Origin of the sequence: Pseudooceanicola onchidii (assembly GCF_004959925.1) — a bacterium.
In the GTDB taxonomy this organism is placed as follows: Bacteria; Pseudomonadota; Alphaproteobacteria; order Rhodobacterales; family Rhodobacteraceae; genus Pseudooceanicola; species Pseudooceanicola onchidii.
In genome coordinates this window covers 676,259-691,667 of sequence record NZ_SPUW01000002.1, presented here as the reverse complement: position 1 = coordinate 691,667, position 15,409 = coordinate 676,259, and the positions used below count along the sequence as shown (strand labels likewise).

At 64.9% G+C, this 15,409-nt stretch carries 17 protein-coding genes; 11 read left to right on the top strand and 6 right to left on the bottom strand.

Annotated features, from left to right (window positions below; all coding sequences use genetic code 11):
- The first annotated feature begins 75 nt into the window (after positions 1-75).
- The 5 genes from E4S58_RS11280 (at position 76) to ccoS (ending at position 5,412) form a co-directional block, all read left to right on the top strand.
- Positions 76-963 (top strand): LysR family transcriptional regulator, encoded by an 888-nt coding sequence (locus E4S58_RS11280; RefSeq protein ID WP_338101528.1) that lies wholly within the window; start codon positions 76-78, stop codon positions 961-963.
- Positions 964-1,060: 97 nt separating this feature from the next.
- Entirely contained in the window at positions 1,061-2,596 is a 1,536-nt protein-coding gene (locus E4S58_RS11275) for an RdxA/RdxB/FixG family protein (RefSeq protein WP_136636496.1), read from the top strand.
- A complete protein-coding gene (locus E4S58_RS11270; protein ID WP_136636495.1) occupies positions 2,596-3,069 on the top strand; it encodes a FixH family protein in 474 nt (157 codons plus the stop codon). Before E4S58_RS11275 ends, E4S58_RS11270 begins: the two co-directional genes overlap by 1 nt.
- Positions 3,070-3,073: 4 nt before the next feature.
- Complete coding sequence (locus E4S58_RS11265; protein ID WP_136636494.1) at positions 3,074-5,251, top strand: heavy metal translocating P-type ATPase; 2,178 nt, start codon at positions 3,074-3,076, stop codon at positions 5,249-5,251.
- A gap of 2 nt (positions 5,252-5,253) precedes the next feature.
- A complete protein-coding gene (gene ccoS, locus E4S58_RS11260) occupies positions 5,254-5,412 on the top strand; it encodes a cbb3-type cytochrome oxidase assembly protein CcoS (protein WP_136636493.1) in 159 nt (52 codons plus the stop codon).
- Positions 5,413-5,524: 112 nt separating this feature from the next.
- On the opposite strand, the gene E4S58_RS11255 is transcribed toward ccoS, so the two are convergent.
- Complete coding sequence (locus tag E4S58_RS11255) at positions 5,525-7,015, bottom strand: serine hydrolase (protein ID WP_276605909.1); 1,491 nt, start codon at positions 7,013-7,015, stop codon at positions 5,525-5,527.
- A 265-nt stretch (positions 7,016-7,280) separates the two neighbouring features.
- A complete protein-coding gene (locus tag E4S58_RS11250; protein WP_136636492.1) occupies positions 7,281-7,982 on the bottom strand; it encodes an HAD family hydrolase in 702 nt (233 codons plus the stop codon).
- Positions 7,983-8,142: 160 nt separating this feature from the next.
- Here E4S58_RS11250 and clpS point away from each other — a divergent pair, with 160 nt between their 5' ends.
- The 4 genes from clpS (at position 8,143) to hemF (ending at position 11,271) form a co-directional block, all read left to right on the top strand.
- Positions 8,143-8,457, top strand: a complete 315-nt coding sequence (gene clpS / locus E4S58_RS11245; protein ID WP_136636833.1) for an ATP-dependent Clp protease adapter ClpS — start codon at positions 8,143-8,145, stop codon at positions 8,455-8,457.
- Between the two features lie 7 nt (positions 8,458-8,464).
- The gene (locus E4S58_RS11240) at positions 8,465-9,478 is read left to right on the top strand and encodes a class I SAM-dependent methyltransferase (protein ID WP_136636491.1); all 1,014 of its coding nucleotides are present in this window, start codon (positions 8,465-8,467) and stop codon (positions 9,476-9,478) included.
- A gap of 28 nt (positions 9,479-9,506) precedes the next feature.
- A complete protein-coding gene (locus E4S58_RS11235) occupies positions 9,507-10,307 on the top strand; it encodes an SDR family NAD(P)-dependent oxidoreductase (protein ID WP_136636490.1) in 801 nt (266 codons plus the stop codon).
- Positions 10,308-10,377: 70 nt separating this feature from the next.
- Complete coding sequence (gene hemF / locus E4S58_RS11230; RefSeq protein ID WP_136636489.1) at positions 10,378-11,271, top strand: oxygen-dependent coproporphyrinogen oxidase; 894 nt, start codon at positions 10,378-10,380, stop codon at positions 11,269-11,271.
- Positions 11,272-11,314: 43 nt separating this feature from the next.
- Here the strand turns inward: hemF and E4S58_RS11225 are convergent, their stop codons facing one another.
- From E4S58_RS11225 to E4S58_RS11215, 3 genes are read right to left on the bottom strand one after another with little or no spacing between them, the layout of a single operon-like run.
- Positions 11,315-13,027 (bottom strand): sensor histidine kinase, encoded by a 1,713-nt coding sequence (locus E4S58_RS11225; RefSeq protein WP_136636488.1) that lies wholly within the window; start codon positions 13,025-13,027, stop codon positions 11,315-11,317.
- A 10-nt stretch (positions 13,028-13,037) separates the two neighbouring features.
- Complete coding sequence (locus tag E4S58_RS11220; RefSeq protein WP_136636487.1) at positions 13,038-13,592, bottom strand: RNA polymerase sigma factor; 555 nt, start codon at positions 13,590-13,592, stop codon at positions 13,038-13,040.
- Positions 13,592-13,720, bottom strand: a complete 129-nt coding sequence (locus tag E4S58_RS11215; RefSeq protein WP_338101527.1) for a NepR family anti-sigma factor — start codon at positions 13,718-13,720, stop codon at positions 13,592-13,594. The genes E4S58_RS11220 and E4S58_RS11215 overlap by 1 nt, the downstream gene beginning before the upstream one ends.
- A 125-nt stretch (positions 13,721-13,845) precedes the next feature.
- Here E4S58_RS11215 and E4S58_RS11210 point away from each other — a divergent pair, with 125 nt between their 5' ends.
- Entirely contained in the window at positions 13,846-14,658 is an 813-nt protein-coding gene (locus E4S58_RS11210; RefSeq protein ID WP_136636485.1) for a response regulator, read from the top strand.
- A 66-nt stretch (positions 14,659-14,724) separates the two neighbouring features.
- Here the strand turns inward: E4S58_RS11210 and E4S58_RS11205 are convergent, their stop codons facing one another.
- Complete coding sequence (locus tag E4S58_RS11205) at positions 14,725-14,895, bottom strand: DUF1328 domain-containing protein (protein ID WP_136636484.1); 171 nt, start codon at positions 14,893-14,895, stop codon at positions 14,725-14,727.
- 290 nt (positions 14,896-15,185) lie between these two features.
- On the opposite strand from E4S58_RS11205, the gene E4S58_RS11200 reads away from it, so the two are divergent.
- On the top strand, positions 15,186-15,377 hold the full coding sequence (locus E4S58_RS11200; protein ID WP_169052655.1) for a PLD nuclease N-terminal domain-containing protein: 192 nt from the start codon (positions 15,186-15,188) through the stop codon (positions 15,375-15,377).
- Positions 15,378-15,409: the final 32 nt, after the last annotated feature.

Sequence of the window (15,409 nt, the reverse complement as noted above, 5' to 3'; positions counted from 1 at the left end):
TCGATGATTGATATATGGACCCAAAGGCCCGCACAGGCTAATCAGGAATTCAAGCCGCACGTAAGCTGAGGTTACATGATGGATTGGACCGCCCTGCCGCCCCTGACCGCGCTGCGTGCCTTCGCGGCCTATGCCGATACCAAGTCGATGGCCGAGGCGGGCGCACGGCTCAATGTCAGCCACGCCGCCATCAGCCAGCAGATCAAGGGGCTTGAGGACCGGATGGGCCTGTCGCTGCTGGACCGCGCACGCGGCAGCGGCGCCCTGACGCCCGAGGGCATGGCCCTGGCCGAAGCGACGCTGGACGGGTTCGCCGCGATCGCGCGCCTGTCGGCCGAACTGACGGGCCAAGATGCCGAACGGCCGATCCAGATCTCGACCACGCCGACCTTTGCCTCGGCCTGGCTGATGCCGCGCCTTGCCGCGTTTCGCGCAAAACACCCCGAGCTGTCGCTGATGGTCGACCCGACCCCGGATCTGCGCGACATCAAGCCCGGCGGGCTCGACATGGCGCTGCGCTATGGATCGGGCCGATGGCCCGGGCTCGAATCCGAGCTGATGGTCGAAACCCCGATCGCCATTGTCGCGGCCCCGTCCCTTGTTGGCGACACCCCCTTCAAGACACCGGGCGAACTGACGCAGTTTCACTGGCTGCAAGAGCTTGGCACCAGCGAGGCCTCGGATTTCCTGAGCCGGTACGGGGCGGTGCTGAACAAGGCCAGGGGCGTGACCTCGATGCCCGGCAACCTTGTCGTCGAGGCCGCGCGCAACGGCCAGGGCATTGCCGTGTCGGCCCGCGCCTTCATCCAGCCCGATCTCGATTCGGGTCGCCTGCGGCTGCTGTTCGAAGACACCCGGAACAAGGGCTACTACCTTGTCTACCGTCCCGGGGTCATGCGCCCGTCGGCGCGGGCCTTCTATCGCTGGCTGGTGGCCGAGGCCGGGATGCACCGCCAGAAATAGATAGGCCAAGAATACCGCATTTGATGCAGGTCAAAGAGCACGACCGCGCGGGCTGCGAGAAGCACACTCAATAGCCACGCCAGCGGGAGCCCTCCCCTTGTCCGCCACCGACCAGCAACCTGAAAACCTTTACGCCGCCCGCGAGCCCATTTTCCCCAAGCGGGTCAAGGGCACCTTCCGGTCGCTCAAGTGGGGGATCATGATCGTCACCCTGGGTATCTACTACCTGACCCCCTGGATCAGGTGGGACCGCGGGCCGAACCTGCCCGACCAGGCGGTTCTGGTCGATCTGGCGAACCGGCGCTTTTTCTTCTTCTGGATCGAAATCTGGCCGCATGAATTCTATTTCGTCGCGGGCCTGCTAGTCATGGCGGGGCTGGGGCTGTTCCTTTTCACCTCGGCGCTTGGCCGCGTCTGGTGCGGCTACACCTGCCCGCAGACCGTCTGGACGGATCTTTTCATCCTTGTCGAACGCTGGATCGAAGGCGACCGCAACGCCCGCATACGCCTGCAGCGGCAGAAGACATGGGACCTGCGCAAGGCCCGGCTGCGGCTGACCAAGTGGGTGTCGTGGTTCCTGATCGCCATGGCCACGGGCGGCGCCTGGGTCTTCTATTTCGCCGATGCACCGACGCTTCTGGGCGACCTTTTCACGCTGAACGCGCACCCCGTCGCCTACACGACGATCTTCGTGCTGACGATGACGACCTTCATTTTCGGCGGGTTCGCCCGCGAACAGATCTGCATCTACGCCTGCCCCTGGCCCCGCATCCAGGCCGCCATGATGGACGAGGACACGATCACCGTCGCCTACCGCGAATGGCGGGGCGAACTGCGCGGCAAGGGCAAGCGGCGCGAGATCACGATCCCCGACCAGGTCACCTATGCGGCCGGTGAAAAGCACGGCGGCACCTCTCCGAAGATCCCGATGCCCGGGATGCCCTCGGGCGTCGGCAAGCCCCCGGTGCAGGAATTGGGCGACTGCATCGACTGCAATGCCTGCGTCAACGTCTGCCCCATGGGCATCGACATCCGCGACGGTCAACAGCTGGCCTGCATCACCTGCGCGCTGTGCATCGACGCCTGCGACGACGTGATGGCCAAGATCGGCAAGCCGCGCGGGTTGATCGACTACATGGCGCTGACCGACGAACAGGCCGAACGCGCCGGGGCGCAGCCGCGCCCGATCTGGAAACACATCCTGCGGCCGCGCACGATGCTGTACACTGCGCTCTGGTCGCTGGTCGGCGTCGCGCTGGTCGTCGCGCTGTTCATCCGGCCCAACATCGACATGACGGTCGCCCCCGTGCGCAACCCCACCTTCGTCACCCTGTCGGACGGATCGATCCGCAACACCTACGACATCCGCCTGCGCAACAAGCATGGCGACGACCGCCCCTTCCGCCTGTCGGTCAGCGGTGACCTCGCCCTGCGGGTGACGATCGAAGGGTCGGCCTATGACACCGTGACCGTGCCCGCCGACACGGCCAGCCTGCAACGGGTCTATGTCACCGCCCCGCGCGGGTCCGACCCGGCCGAAGCCGAGCGCACCGAATTCCGCTTCTGGGTCGAAGATATCAGCAACGGCGACCGCGCCCACAAGGACAGCGTCTTCAACGGGAGGACAAACTGATGAGCAACCTCGCAGACACCACCGGGTTCCGCCTGAAGGGCTGGCACGTTCTGGCCGGCTTTGTCGGGGCCTTCGGCGTCATCATCACCGTCAACATCGTGATGGCGACCCAGGCGATCCGCACCTTTCCGGGGCTGGAGGTCAAGAATTCCTATGTCGCCAGCCAGCAGTTCAACGACCGCCTGCACGCGCAACAGGCGCTGGAATGGACCGTCCGTGCCGATTGGCACGACGGCCGGGTGCATCTGTCGATCACCGACCCCGAGGGGCCCGTGCGCGTCAAGGATCTGCACGCCGTCGTGGGACGCGCCACGCAGATCGCCGACGATGTGGAACCTGTCTTTGCCTTCAACGGCACGACCTACGAGGCGCCGCTGGATCTGGGGCCCGGCAATTGGAACATCCGCATGACCGCCCGCGCGCAGGATGGCACCGACTTCATCCAGCGCGTGATCCTGCATGTGACCCGGTGACCCCATGACGACTGTGGCCCTTTCCGCCTGCCCGGCCTGCAACGCCGCCCCCGCCGCCGAGGCGCTGGCGACCCGCGCCGCGCCCCGGGACGTCAAGCTGACCCTGTCTTTGCCAACGATCCACTGCTCGGCCTGTATCGCCACGGTCGAACGCGTGCTGAACGGCCATCCCGGCGTGCAGGGCGCGCGGGTGAACCTGACGCTGAAGCGCGCGCAGGTCGATGCGGATGCGGAGGTGTCGGCCGAGGACCTGGTCGCCGCGCTCAAGGGCGCGGGGTATGAGGCACACGAGCTGGACGCGGGCAGCGCCGCCGTGACCGCGACCGACCGCGCGGGACGCGACCTGCTGATGCGGCTGGCGGTGGCGGGCTTTGCCTCGATGAACGTGATGCTGCTGTCGGTGTCGGTCTGGTCGGGGGCCGAGGACGCGACCCGCGACCTTTTTCACTGGATCAGCGCCTTCATCACCCTGCCGACCATCGCCTTTGCCGCCCAGCCCTTCTTTCGCAACGCCTGGGCAGCCCTGTCGGCGCGGCGGCTGAACATGGACGTGCCGATCACGCTGGCCATCCTGCTGGCGCTGGCGACCTCGCTTTGGGAAACCATGCTGTCGGGCGAACACGCCTATTTCGACGCAGCCCTCACCCTGACCTTCTTCCTGCTCGCCGGCCGCTACCTCGACCACCGCACCCGCGCCATCGCCCGGTCCGCGGCCGAGGAACTGACCGCCCTCGAAGTGCCCCGCGCCTGGCGCATCGTCGACGGCCACGAGGTGCAGACCCCCGTGGCCGAGCTTTGCGTCGGCGACCTGATCCGCGTCCGCCCCGGTGCCCGCATGCCCGTGGATGGTGAGATCATCGAGGGCACCTCGGAGCTCGACCGGTCCCTGCTGACTGGCGAAACCCTTCCCGTTGCGGCCGCCCCGGGCACCCAAGTCAGCGCGGGCGAGGTCAACCTGACCGGCCCCCTGACCCTGCGCGCCACCGCCGTCGGGCAGGATACCTCTCTGCATCGCATGGCAGATCTGGTGGCGATCGCCGAAAGCGGTCGGTCGCGCTACACCTCGCTCGCCGACAGCGCGGCAAAACTCTATGCGCCTGGGGTGCACATCCTCTCGGCGCTCGCCTTCGTCGGCTGGTATCTTTACGCGTGGGATGTGCGGACGGCGCTGAACATCGCCGCCGCCGTGCTGATCATCACCTGCCCCTGCGCGCTTGGCCTTGCCGTGCCGGCTGTCACGACTGCCGCATCGGGCCGCCTGTTCCGCCGTGGCATGCTGGTGAAACACGAGACCGCGCTGGAACGGCTGGCACAGGTCGACACCGTCGTTTTCGACAAGACCGGCACGCTGACCACGGGTACGCCCACACCCACGAACCTCGACGCGCATGACGCCGACAGCCGCGCCCTGGCGCTGGCACTGGCCGAGGGGTCGGCCCATCCGCTAAGCCGGGCCCTGACCGAAGCGCTGCGCGCGGAAGGCGTGAACCCCGCCGGGCTGACCGACATCCGCGAGATCCCCGGTCATGGGACCGAGGCAACCTGGAACGCCACCCGCGTCAGGCTGGGCCGCGCCGATTGGGTCGGGGCCCGCACCGGGGTGGAAACCTCGGCCTGGCTGGCCATCGGCGACACGCCCCCGAAGCCGTTCACCTTCACCGACAGCCTGCGCCCCGGCGCGGCCGAGGCCGTTGCCGGCCTGAAGGCCGCCGGGCACCGGGTCATCCTGATCTCGGGCGATGCCGAAGCGCCGGTCCGCAGACTGGCCGACACCCTTGGCATCGACGACTGGACCGCCACCGCCCTGCCCGGCGACAAGGCCGCCCGGATCGCCGCGCTTCAGGCCGAAGGCGCCAATGTGCTGATGGTCGGCGACGGGTTGAACGACACGGCGGCGCTGACAGCCGCCAATGTCTCGATCTCTCCGGCCTCGGCGCTGGATGCGGCGCGGGTGGCGTCGGATATCGTGCTGCTGGGCACCGACCTGTCGCCCATTCCGGACGCGCTGCGCACCGCGACCCGCGCCACCCGGCGGATCCGCGAAAACTTCCGCATCGCGACGCTTTACAACGTGATCGCGGTGCCGCTGGCCATCGCGGGCCTTGCCACACCGCTGATCGCGGCGCTGGCGATGTCGATCTCGTCGATCACGGTATCCCTGAACGCATTGCGCCTGAGGTAAACATGGACGTTCTTGTCTGGCTTATCCCGATCTCTCTGCTTCTCGGCGGTGCCGGGCTGATCGGGTTTCTCTATACCCTCAGGTCGAACCAGTACGACGACCCCGAAGGGGACGCGCAGCGGATCCTGTCGGGCGAATACGACGACCATCCGAAGCGATAGCGGAAGCGTCGCCAGGGCTCTGCCCCGCGCCCCCGGAGTAGTTCCGGCAAAATGAAGAGCCGCCTCGGATCTCGGGGCGGCTCTTGTCATGGGGTAGGTTCGGTGTCCGAGGTCAGCTTGGCCCGATCATGAAGCAGGTCTGGTTGCGCGCCTGAAGACGGCGGCAGGCAAGATCGGCAGTCTCACGTTCCATCCCAAGGAAGTTCGCGTCGAAACCCGTGGGCCGCCGCACCACCTTGCGCAGTGCGCCGTCCAGAGTGCCGGTTTCCTTGAGAGCCGTCTGCAGCAGGATCCGTTCGGCAGCATTGTGCGACTTGTAGCGACCGATGTTGATGCCCCAGTGGCGCCCGCCCGAGGTCGAGACCCGGGTGACAACGCGCGGTTCGGCGGGTTCGGGATCGACCGCGGGTTCCGGCGACAGCACGCGCTGGAACAATCCCACGGGCCGCGCTTCGGGCGTGACCATGGCGATCGCGGCCGAGGCCGACTTGACCGGCTGGGGTTTGGCCTCCGGTTCCGGATCAGGTTGCGGCATCAGGCTGGCCTTCTGGGCCACGTCCGCGACGACCTGGTCGATCACGTCGGCCATGGCCACGGCAACCGGCGCCTCGGTGCTGCCCGGACGGGCCTGCGGACGCAGGCTGCGGGTCACGGCGGTGTTCAGGCGGATGACCTTGCCGGCGGACCGGGTCGCGCCGTCGGCCTGCTTGACCGTTTCGATATCGGCGTAGACCGGGGCGGACGGCGCCTTGAGCGGCGCCTTGGACGGCGCGCGCTTGAACCCGAGGTCGAGCAGTTCGGCCACCTTGGCGTTCCGCGACGCCGAGGACCGGCCGCCGAAGACGGTCGCGATGATCCGTTCGTTGCCCCGTTCGGCCGAAGCCACGAGGTTGAAGCCGGCCGCGCGCGTATAGCCCGTCTTGATGCCGTCCGCACCACGATAGCTGGCCAGAAGGCGGCGGTTGGTGTTCAGAACCGACTTCACCCCGGCGTCCGTTTCCGTGCGGGAGAAGAGGTTGTAGTAGTCCGGGTAATCATAGAGCAGATGCCGCCCCAGCACGGACATGTCCCGTGCGGTCGACAGGTGGCCGTCCTCGGTCAGGCCATGCGCGTTCTTGAAGCTGGTCCGGGTCATGCCGAGCGCCTTGGCGGTGCGGTTCATCCGGCGGGCGAATTTCGCCTCGGAGCCCTCGATCGCCTCGCCGATGGCGGTGGCGGCGTCGTTTGCCGATTTCACCGCCGCCGCGCGGATCAGGTAGCGCAGCTTGATCTTCTGGCCCGAGACCAGACCCAGTTTCGATGGCGGTTCCGACGATGCGTTCTTTGAGATCCGCACCGGCGTATCCAGCGTGATTTCGCCGTTCTTGATCGCCTCGAACGCGATATAAAGCGTCATCATCTTGGTCAGGGACGCCGGATGCAGCCGTGCATCGGCGTTCGACGAATGAAGCACCTCACCGGTGCGCGCATCCATCACGTAGGCGGCATAGGGTGCCGCTTCGACCTGACGCACACCGACCCCGCCAAGGATCAGCGCAAATGCCCAGAAAAATAGAAAAACGAGTGCCCGCCTACGGGTCGGCTTCGCCTGCCGCTCCATCATGCCTCTCACAACTGCCTCTGGCCGCTGGTTTTCCAACTGACCTTTTTATCATTACGAATAGGCTAACACAGACAGGGCCTGTCGCGAAATACCTAATTTCTAAGGTTTCGCTGCGGGTAAACTGTATACACCGGGCCGATCTAGTGGTCGGCCGGGCCAGCCCCCACCAAACAGGCAATCGTGTCAACATTGTGGCGAAATCGCGGCGGAATAATTCCGCCGATACAAGGGCTTGCCGCAGGGTCAGGCAACAGCCGGACCCGCTTCAGCCAATTGCCTGAAGAATAGGCGCCAGTCCCGACAGATCGCGGATTTCGCGGTATCTGGCACTATCGACGGGGGCTTCGGCATGCTCCAACGCCCAGTTGAGGCTGCCGGGGACATAGATACCCCAGCCGCCGGCGTCGATCATCGGCACCACGTCGGACTTCATCGAATTGCCAACCATCAGACCCCGGTCTGCCCCTGCCCCGTGACGCGCAAAGATCGCCTCGTAGACCGGGCGGGTCTTGTCCGACACGATTTCGACGCCGTGAAACAGATCGCCCAGCCCCGACTGGGCCAGCTTCCGCTCCTGGTCCAGCAGGTCGCCCTTGGTGATCAGCAGCACCCGGTGCGTGGCGGCGGCGGCCTCGACCGCCTCCTGGGCGTGGGGCAGAAGTTCGATCGGGTGCGACAGCATCTCTTGCCCGGCCGCGATCAGCTGGGCGATCACCTCTCCCGGGACGCGGTTGTCGGTCACTTCAAGCGCGGTTTCGATCATCGACAGGACGAACCCCTTGATGCCGAATCCATAGTGGCCGATGTTGCGACGTTCCGCCGCCAGAAGCCGGTCGGCCAGGTGGTCCTTTTCGGCATGATCGGCCAGCAATTCGGCGAAACGGTCCTGCGTCAGCTGGAAAAACCGTTCATTTTGCCACAGCGTATCATCCGCATCGAAGCCGATCGTGGTAAGGTTTTTCGTCATTTTCCCCCAGCTTTTCGCCACGGGGCCCGATCCGACCCCTTCCAACTTTCGACCGCCACGTTATATACAAGGGCCTATCGCCGAAACCCCACGCGACGGTCTTGCATATCTGATGAAGCTGACACCGGACCATATCCCTGGCCTTGCCCCCGCCATCCTGATGTCTTCGGACGGGGATGACGGCGATGCGGGCGTGGTGGTGGAAACCAAGGCGCGGACCAAGCGGCCGCCGCTGTACAAGGTGCTTCTGCTGAACGACGACTACACCCCGATGGAGTTCGTCGTGGCCGTTCTGGAGCGCTTCTTCGGCATGAACCACGCTCAGGCGTTCGAGATCATGCTGACCGTGCACAAGAAAGGTGTCGCGGTCGTTGGCGTCTTCAGCCACGAGATCGCGGAAACCAAGGTGGCACAGGTCATGGACTTTGCCCGCCAGCATCAGCATCCGCTGCAATGCACGATGGAAAAGGAATAGTCGCGCCTTGACCGGGCATCCGCGACTTGACCTGGCGCTCGCCCCCGGCGGGCTGACCCTGCCCGAGGGCCGGATCGCCGTGTTTGGCCCCCGCGAAGGCACATCGCTTGACCCGTTGCCGAAAGACCGGGTCGAGGTCATCACCACGCTGTTCCCCGATCACGCCTGGTTCGATCGTCAGGGGTACGCCTGCCGACTGGCGCCCGATGGCACCTATGCCGCCGCCGTGGTCTTTCTGCCCCGCGCCAAGGCGCTGGCCCGCGACTGGATCGCCCGTGCCCGCGCCGCGACATCTGGCCCCGTCATCGTGGACGGCGGCAAGGAAGACGGCATCGAGGGCGTGCTGAAGGACTGCCGCAAGCGCACGCAGGTTTCGGGCCCGGTGAACAAGGCGCATGGCAAGCTCTTCTGGTTCGAGGGCGGGGATTTCACCGAATGGCTGGCACGGCCCGCAGCCGGGCTGGACGGCTTCGTGACCGCGCCGGGCGTGTTTTCCGCCGACGGGATCGACCCGGCCTCGGCCCTGCTGGCCGAGGCGCTGCCGCGCAGCCTTGGGGCCCATGTCGTCGACCTGGGCGCGGGCTGGGGGTACCTTGGCGCGCAGGTCCTCGAGCGGACGGATGTCACCCGGCTCGACATGATCGAAGCGGACCATGCCGCGCTGGACTGCGCCCGCCAGAACGTGACCGATCCGCGCGCCCTGTTCCACTGGGCCGATGCCACCGCCTGGACGCCCGAGGTGCGGGCCGACGCGGTGGTGATGAACCCGCCCTTCCACACCGGCCGCAAGCCGCAGCCCGACCTGGGCCGCGCCTTCATCCGCACGGCCGCCGCCTGCCTGAAGCCGAAGGGCACCCTGTGGATGGTGGCCAACCGACACCTGCCCTACGAGGCGCAGATCGAAGATTGCTTTGCCACGCACGAAGAAGTCGCTGGAACCGGACGGTTCAAGGTGCTGCGTGCCACAGGCCCCCGGGTCGCCAAGTCGCCTCGCCTGATCCGGCGGGATCGGCTAGGCTGATCCGACGGCCCATTCCCAAGGAGCTCTCATGTCCTTTTCCCTCGCCGGCAAGACCGCCATCGTGACCGGAGGTGGCAACGGCATCGGCCTTGCGATCGGGCGCCACTTTGCCTCGCGCGGGGCCAATGTGATGTTCACCGACATCGACGAAGACGCGCTGGTCCGCGAACTTGGCGCCACGCCCGAAGAAGACAACATCCGGCACTTTGCCGGGGACCTGCGCGAAAAGCTGACCATCGCCAACCTGTTGTCGGCCACCATCGACGCCTTCGACCGGGTCGACATCCTGGTCAACGCGGCCCGTCAGATCATGGCCTCGGATCCGCTGAACCCGGATGACGACGCGATGGAAACGCTGCTGGAAACGAACCTGATGACTGCTCTGCGCGTCACCCAGACGATTGCCAAGCGCATGATCAAGCAGGCCGACGGCAACACCGACGGGCCGACCGGGTCGATCGTCAACCTGTCGTCCATCGCCGCCCGCCGCACCCATCCCGAACTGCTGGCCTATTCGGTGTCCTGCGCCGCGCTGGACCAGATGACCCGGTCGCTGGCCGTCGCCCTGGCCCCGCATGGTATCCGGGTGAACGCGCTGGCCTTCGGGTCGGTGATGAGCGCCAGCCTGCAGTCCGCGCTGAAGGACGACGACGACATGCGTTCGGACATCGAGGACCATACGCCGCTGAACCGCATTGCCGCGCCGGGCGAACTGGCCGAGGCCGCGCAATACCTGGCCTGCGATGCCTCGGGCTTCATGACCGGGCAGGTCCTGACCGTCGACGGCGGACGCACGCTTCTGGATCCGGTCAACACGCCGGCGCACTAGCGGACGCACGAAGGCGGCAGGCCGGGGATGCCTCCGGCGGGAGTATTTCTGGCAAGATGAAGGGGATCCCATGGCCGATCTGATGGAGACCGAGAAGGCGCAGGCCGCGGCATGGTTCCGGCAGTTGCGCGACCAGATCGTCGCGGCCTTCGAGGCGCTGGAGGATGCGCAGACCGACGGACCGCTGTCGGACATGGCCCCGGGCCGGTTCGAGGTAACCGAGACGCGCCGCGCCGCACCGGACGGTGGCGATGCGGGCGGCGGGTTGATGAGCGTGATGCGCGGAGGCCGGGTGTTCGAAAAGGTCGGCGTCAACATCTCGACCGTTTACGGAGAGCTGGGGCCGGAGGCCCAGGTCGCCATGGCCGCCCGCAAGGGTCTGCCCGGCATGACCGAGGATCCACGATTCTGGGCCTCGGGAATTTCGCTGGTCGCCCATATGCAGAACCCGCACTGCCCGGCCGTTCATATGAACACCCGCATGTTCTGGACACCGCACGGCTGGTGGTTCGGCGGCGGATCGGATCTGAACCCCTGTCTCGAGTATGACGAGGACACACGGCACTTCCATTCCGTCCAGAAGGCCCATTGCGATCCGCATGGCGCGGGCGAATATGACCGGTTGAAGGCCTGGGCGGACGAGTATTTCTATATCCCGCACCGGGGCCGCGCGCGCGGCGTGGGCGGGATATTCCTTGACGATCACTGCACCGGCGACTGGGTGGCGGACTTTGCCTTCATCCAGGACATCGGCCGCGCCTTCCTGCCTGCCTACCTGCCGCTGATCGAGAAACGGCGCGGTACGGAATGGAGCGACGCCGACAAGGACGCGCAACTGGTCCATCGCGGGCTTTATGCGGAATACAACCTTGTCTACGACCGGGGCACCAAGTTCGGCCTGGCCACGGGCCATGATGCCAATGCGGTTCTGATGAGCCTGCCGCCCATGGCCAAGTGGGTCTGAGGTCCAAGCGGGTCCGAGGGGCTTCCGCCTCGGCCCGGTTTGATCAGCCCGGTTTGCTCAGATCGATGTCGACGTTGAGTGTGTAGCTGTCGGCGGTTTCCTCGACCTCGGCCCGCGATCCCAGCTGCGCCGCGAAGGCGGTGATCAGCTGCTTGCCCAGGCCGCTGCTTGATCCGCCGTCTTCGACATCGTCGCGTTGCGCCCCCTTCGAGTTCGCCACGCTGAACCGGCAGCCGTCGTCGCCGGTCTTGATCAGCGAGATCTTGATCCAGGGCTTGCTGCCATCCGCCGGTCGGCCGAAGTACTTGATCGCATTGGTCACGGTCTCTGTCGCCAGCAGCGACAAGGGCACCGCGCGGTCAGGCGACAGGATGACCTCTTCGACCTCGATCAGGACATCGGCCTCGCCATCCTGCGGCAGGGCACTTTTCACCACCTGGTCGAGGATATCCTCAAGCAGCCCGTCCGCCCGCAAATTCGCCAGGCGGGCGGTGTGATACAGGTTCGAATGCACGGTCGCGAGGCCAAGCACCCGGTCCTGGATACGGCGCAGGGTCGACTTGGTTTCGGTGTTGCCGGCCTTGCGGACCTCCATGTTGATGATCGACGCGATCAGCTGGAGGTTGTTCTTCACCCGGTGGTGCACCTCTTTCAGCAGGACGTTCTTTTCATGCAGGTTGTTTTCCAACTCGGCCGTGTCGCGGGTGATCCGTTCGACCATGTTGTCGAAGGTTTCCTCGATCTGGATCAGCTCGGTCGGGGCGCGGCTTGCGATCAGGATGCCGGGTTCCTGGTAGCTGTAGGTCGCACCGAAACGCCGCATCTTGACCCGCAGGCTGCGGATGTGGCGGATCACCAGCCGGTGCACGGCGAAATAGGCCACGACAAGCGACACGATCCACATGAGGATCGGGAAGGCCACGGCGGACCGGCTGATCAGCCCGACCTCGTTGCGCGCGGCCTCGGCCGGCCAGACCGATATGGCCACGACGATGCCGGGCACGATCGGCGCGATGGAATAGACCCGCATCACGCCATCCTGGTCCTGCGCGCGGAACGGGTTGAGATGGCGGTAGAGTTGCGAATTCAGGTCGCGGAAGGCCGGCAGGCGGTTGGCGGCGGTATTGATGTCACCCATGGACAGCAGCACATCGCCATCGACATTGATGGTGATCAGGTCGTCCGGTTCGGCCGGGCCAACGAAATCAGGCTGGAAACGGGCGTTGGCGCGCGGCAGCGACAGGGACACGAACCCCATGAACCGGCCTTCTTCGAAGACCGGCTGCGCAATGACCATGACCTCTTGCTTGGTGATCTTGCCGCTGTCGGTCGCCTTCATCAGCGGCCGTGGATCGGCCAGCATGGACTGGAATGTCGAGGTCGACCGCACATCCGCAGGCGCACCGCGCGAATTGCAGCGGGTCACGCCACTGGGTTCGACGAAAAGCGCGAGGATGAAGGCCGGATGGGACCGGATGAACCCCTCCATGAGGGACGTGCAGGCCGCAGGATCGTCACGCATTTCCATCAGCGCGCCACCCAGAACCCGAGCCGAGGCGAAGCCTTCGTGGATCAGGTCGCTTTGCCGTTCGGTGGCGGCGACCGTCTGACCAAGATAGGCGGCCCGCGTAAGAGCGTCCGCCTTCTCGACCACGGAACTGGTCTGGTAGAGAGAGATCAGCCCGATCGGCAGAAGCGCAATCGACAGGAGCGCGACAACCCGCACCCCAAGCCGGTCAGTGAAACGAAGACCCACCGGGTACCCTTTACATGGATTTCATCTTGGCAGCCGACATCACGGCCATGGTCGACTGATCTGTTAGCTCCATCGACTCATCATCGTCCAGATTCATAAGCTCGGCAAGCTTGGCCCGGCCGCGGTTCGCGCGACTTTTGATCGTGCCGACGGCGCAGTCGCACATGTCTGCCGCTTCTTCGTAGGAAAACCCCGAGGCGCCGACAAGGATCAGGGCTTCGCGCTGTTCGTCGGGCAGCTGCGCAAAGGCCTTTTCGAAATCCTTCATGGCCAGGCGGCCGTCGTGATCGGGCTTGGTGGCGAGGTTGGCCGAGAACACGCCATCCACATCGGCAACTTCACGGCCGGACTTGCGGCGGGCGGAGTAGAAGGTGTTGCGCAGGATGGTGAAAAGCCACGCCCGCAGGTTCGTCCCGACCTTGAATTTTTCGATGTTGGTCCACGCCTTGACGATGGTGTCCTGAACAAGGTCGTCGGCCTGGGCGGAATTGCGGCAAAGGCTCATGGCGAATGCGCGCAGGGAGGGAAGATGCTCGACGAGCTCTTCGCGAGGATCGGACGACATTAGACGTTGTCCCCTTCACCCTGCGTCTTCTTCAACTGATCGAGGAGCGACTTGAAGCGGTCCGGAAGATCCTCTTCGAGCTTTTCCTGGTAAACCCGTTTCAAGTTTTCGTCGATCTGTCTCAGCACGTGTTGATTTTCGTTGTCGTGCGCCATAGCCCTACTTTTTCTTGGGTCATTCCTACTTTTCTCGGAACCTAACGCAGTTTACCCGCGTTGGGTTCCCGAAAACCGAAAAAAAAGGTACGAAAAAAATGAACCAGACGGTGGGGTCCGAAGATTTTGCCATGAACGTCGCGACAGAGCTGCCATACCTCCGTCGATACGCGCGCGCCCTTACGGGCAGCCAGACCTCCGGCGACAATTACGCCGTGGCGACGCTTGAAGCGATCCTCGAAGATCCGATGCTGGCCAAGTCCGGCAAATCCACCCGCGTCACCCTGTTCGGCGTCTTCCACGCCATCTGGAACAGCTCGGGCGCGCCGGTCGCTGCCGAAGAGGCCGGGATCGAAGCAAGGGCGCAGGCACACCTTAGCCGCCTGACCCCGAACACCCGCGAGGCGCTTCTTCTGTCCACGATCGAGGAATTCTCGTTCGAGCAGATCGGCGAAATCATGAAGATCGGCACAGCCGAAGCCGAAGAATTCGTCCGGATCGCGCAGCGCGAACTGGCCGAAAGCGTCACCGGCCGCGTCATGATCATCGAGGACGAGGCGATCATCGCCATGGACCTGCAAAGCATCGTGAGCGAAATGGGCCATGCCGTCACCGGTGTTGCGCGGACCCGCGACGAAGCGGTCGCCCTTGGCAAGGCCGAGCGTCCCGACCTTATCTTCGCGGACATCCAGCTGGCGGACAATTCGTCTGGTATCGACGCCGTGAACGATCTTCTGGAAATCCTCGGCGATGTTCCGGTGATCTTCATCACCGCCTACCCAGAACGCCTGCTGACCGGCGAAAAGGCCGAACCGGCCTTCCTGATCACCAAGCCATATTCCGAGGAACAGGTGCGGCTGGCCGCGAGCCAGGCGATGTTCTTCTCCTCGACCGAAACGCTTCGGCACTGATCGTCATCCGGTCAGTCGAATTGAAAAGGGGCGGCCAGTGGCCGCCCCTTTTGTCATCTGTCACCGTTACGGCGTCTGGCCGCGAACGGCCCGTGCCACCATGGCGACGACAAACAGGACCAGGAAGATCACGAACAGGATCTGTGCGATACCGGCCGATGCGCTGGCGATGCCGCCAAAGCCGAAAACAGCCGCGATAAGGGCGATGACAAGGAAGGTAAGTGCCCAGGAAAGCATGGTATTTTCCTTTCAGTATGGTTTTCCGTGCATATCTTGCAGTCTGGGAATGAAACGCCAGATCAGCCCCGCCGGTTCCCGAAATCTGCCGCTGAAAAATTTTTGCAGAAAAATCTGAAACCGGTGGAACCCGGGCGTTCCGCGCGCGTTAACACTGCAGACGCACCCCAAGCGTCTGTCCCTCGAAGACTGGCGGGGACTCCCCGACCTACCTCTCCCCGCCAGTCTCAACCCCTCCCCTGTTCGGGGCCGGGACGCGCTTTCCCTGAATTGAACCAAGGACATCTATCATGTTGGAAGTATCTGGAATTGGCGGCCTCATCATCCTCGCCCTCGACATATGGGCCATCGTGTCGATCATCGGATCCGGCGCATCGACGGGGAAGAAAGTTCTCTGGACGCTGCTGGTCCTGATCCTTCCGGTTCTCGGCTTCATCATCTGGCTGGTTGCCGGGCCGCGCAGCCGTACCGGAATGGCATGATCCGGGGTTTGCCCGCCCGTCCCCGCACCTTA

Coding starts and splice junctions, on each gene's coding strand:
- E4S58_RS11280 (WP_338101528.1), top strand. CDS start 76: ATGATGGATTGGACCGCCCTGCCGCCCCTGACCGCGCTGCGTGCCTTC.
- E4S58_RS11270 (WP_136636495.1), top strand. CDS start 2,596: ATGAGCAACCTCGCAGACACCACCGGGTTCCGCCTGAAGGGCTGGCAC.
- E4S58_RS11265 (WP_136636494.1), top strand. CDS start 3,074: ATGACGACTGTGGCCCTTTCCGCCTGCCCGGCCTGCAACGCCGCCCCC.
- ccoS (WP_136636493.1), top strand. CDS start 5,254: ATGGACGTTCTTGTCTGGCTTATCCCGATCTCTCTGCTTCTCGGCGGT.
- E4S58_RS11255 (WP_276605909.1), bottom strand. CDS start 7,015: ATGATGGAGCGGCAGGCGAAGCCGACCCGTAGGCGGGCACTCGTTTTT.
- E4S58_RS11250 (WP_136636492.1), bottom strand. CDS start 7,982: ATGACGAAAAACCTTACCACGATCGGCTTCGATGCGGATGATACGCTG.
- clpS (WP_136636833.1), top strand. CDS start 8,143: ATGTCTTCGGACGGGGATGACGGCGATGCGGGCGTGGTGGTGGAAACC.
- E4S58_RS11235 (WP_136636490.1), top strand. CDS start 9,507: ATGTCCTTTTCCCTCGCCGGCAAGACCGCCATCGTGACCGGAGGTGGC.
- hemF (WP_136636489.1), top strand. CDS start 10,378: ATGGCCGATCTGATGGAGACCGAGAAGGCGCAGGCCGCGGCATGGTTC.
- E4S58_RS11220 (WP_136636487.1), bottom strand. CDS start 13,592: ATGTCGTCCGATCCTCGCGAAGAGCTCGTCGAGCATCTTCCCTCCCTG.
- E4S58_RS11210 (WP_136636485.1), top strand. CDS start 13,846: ATGAACCAGACGGTGGGGTCCGAAGATTTTGCCATGAACGTCGCGACA.
- E4S58_RS11205 (WP_136636484.1), bottom strand. CDS start 14,895: ATGCTTTCCTGGGCACTTACCTTCCTTGTCATCGCCCTTATCGCGGCT.
- E4S58_RS11200 (WP_169052655.1), top strand. CDS start 15,186: ATGTTGGAAGTATCTGGAATTGGCGGCCTCATCATCCTCGCCCTCGAC.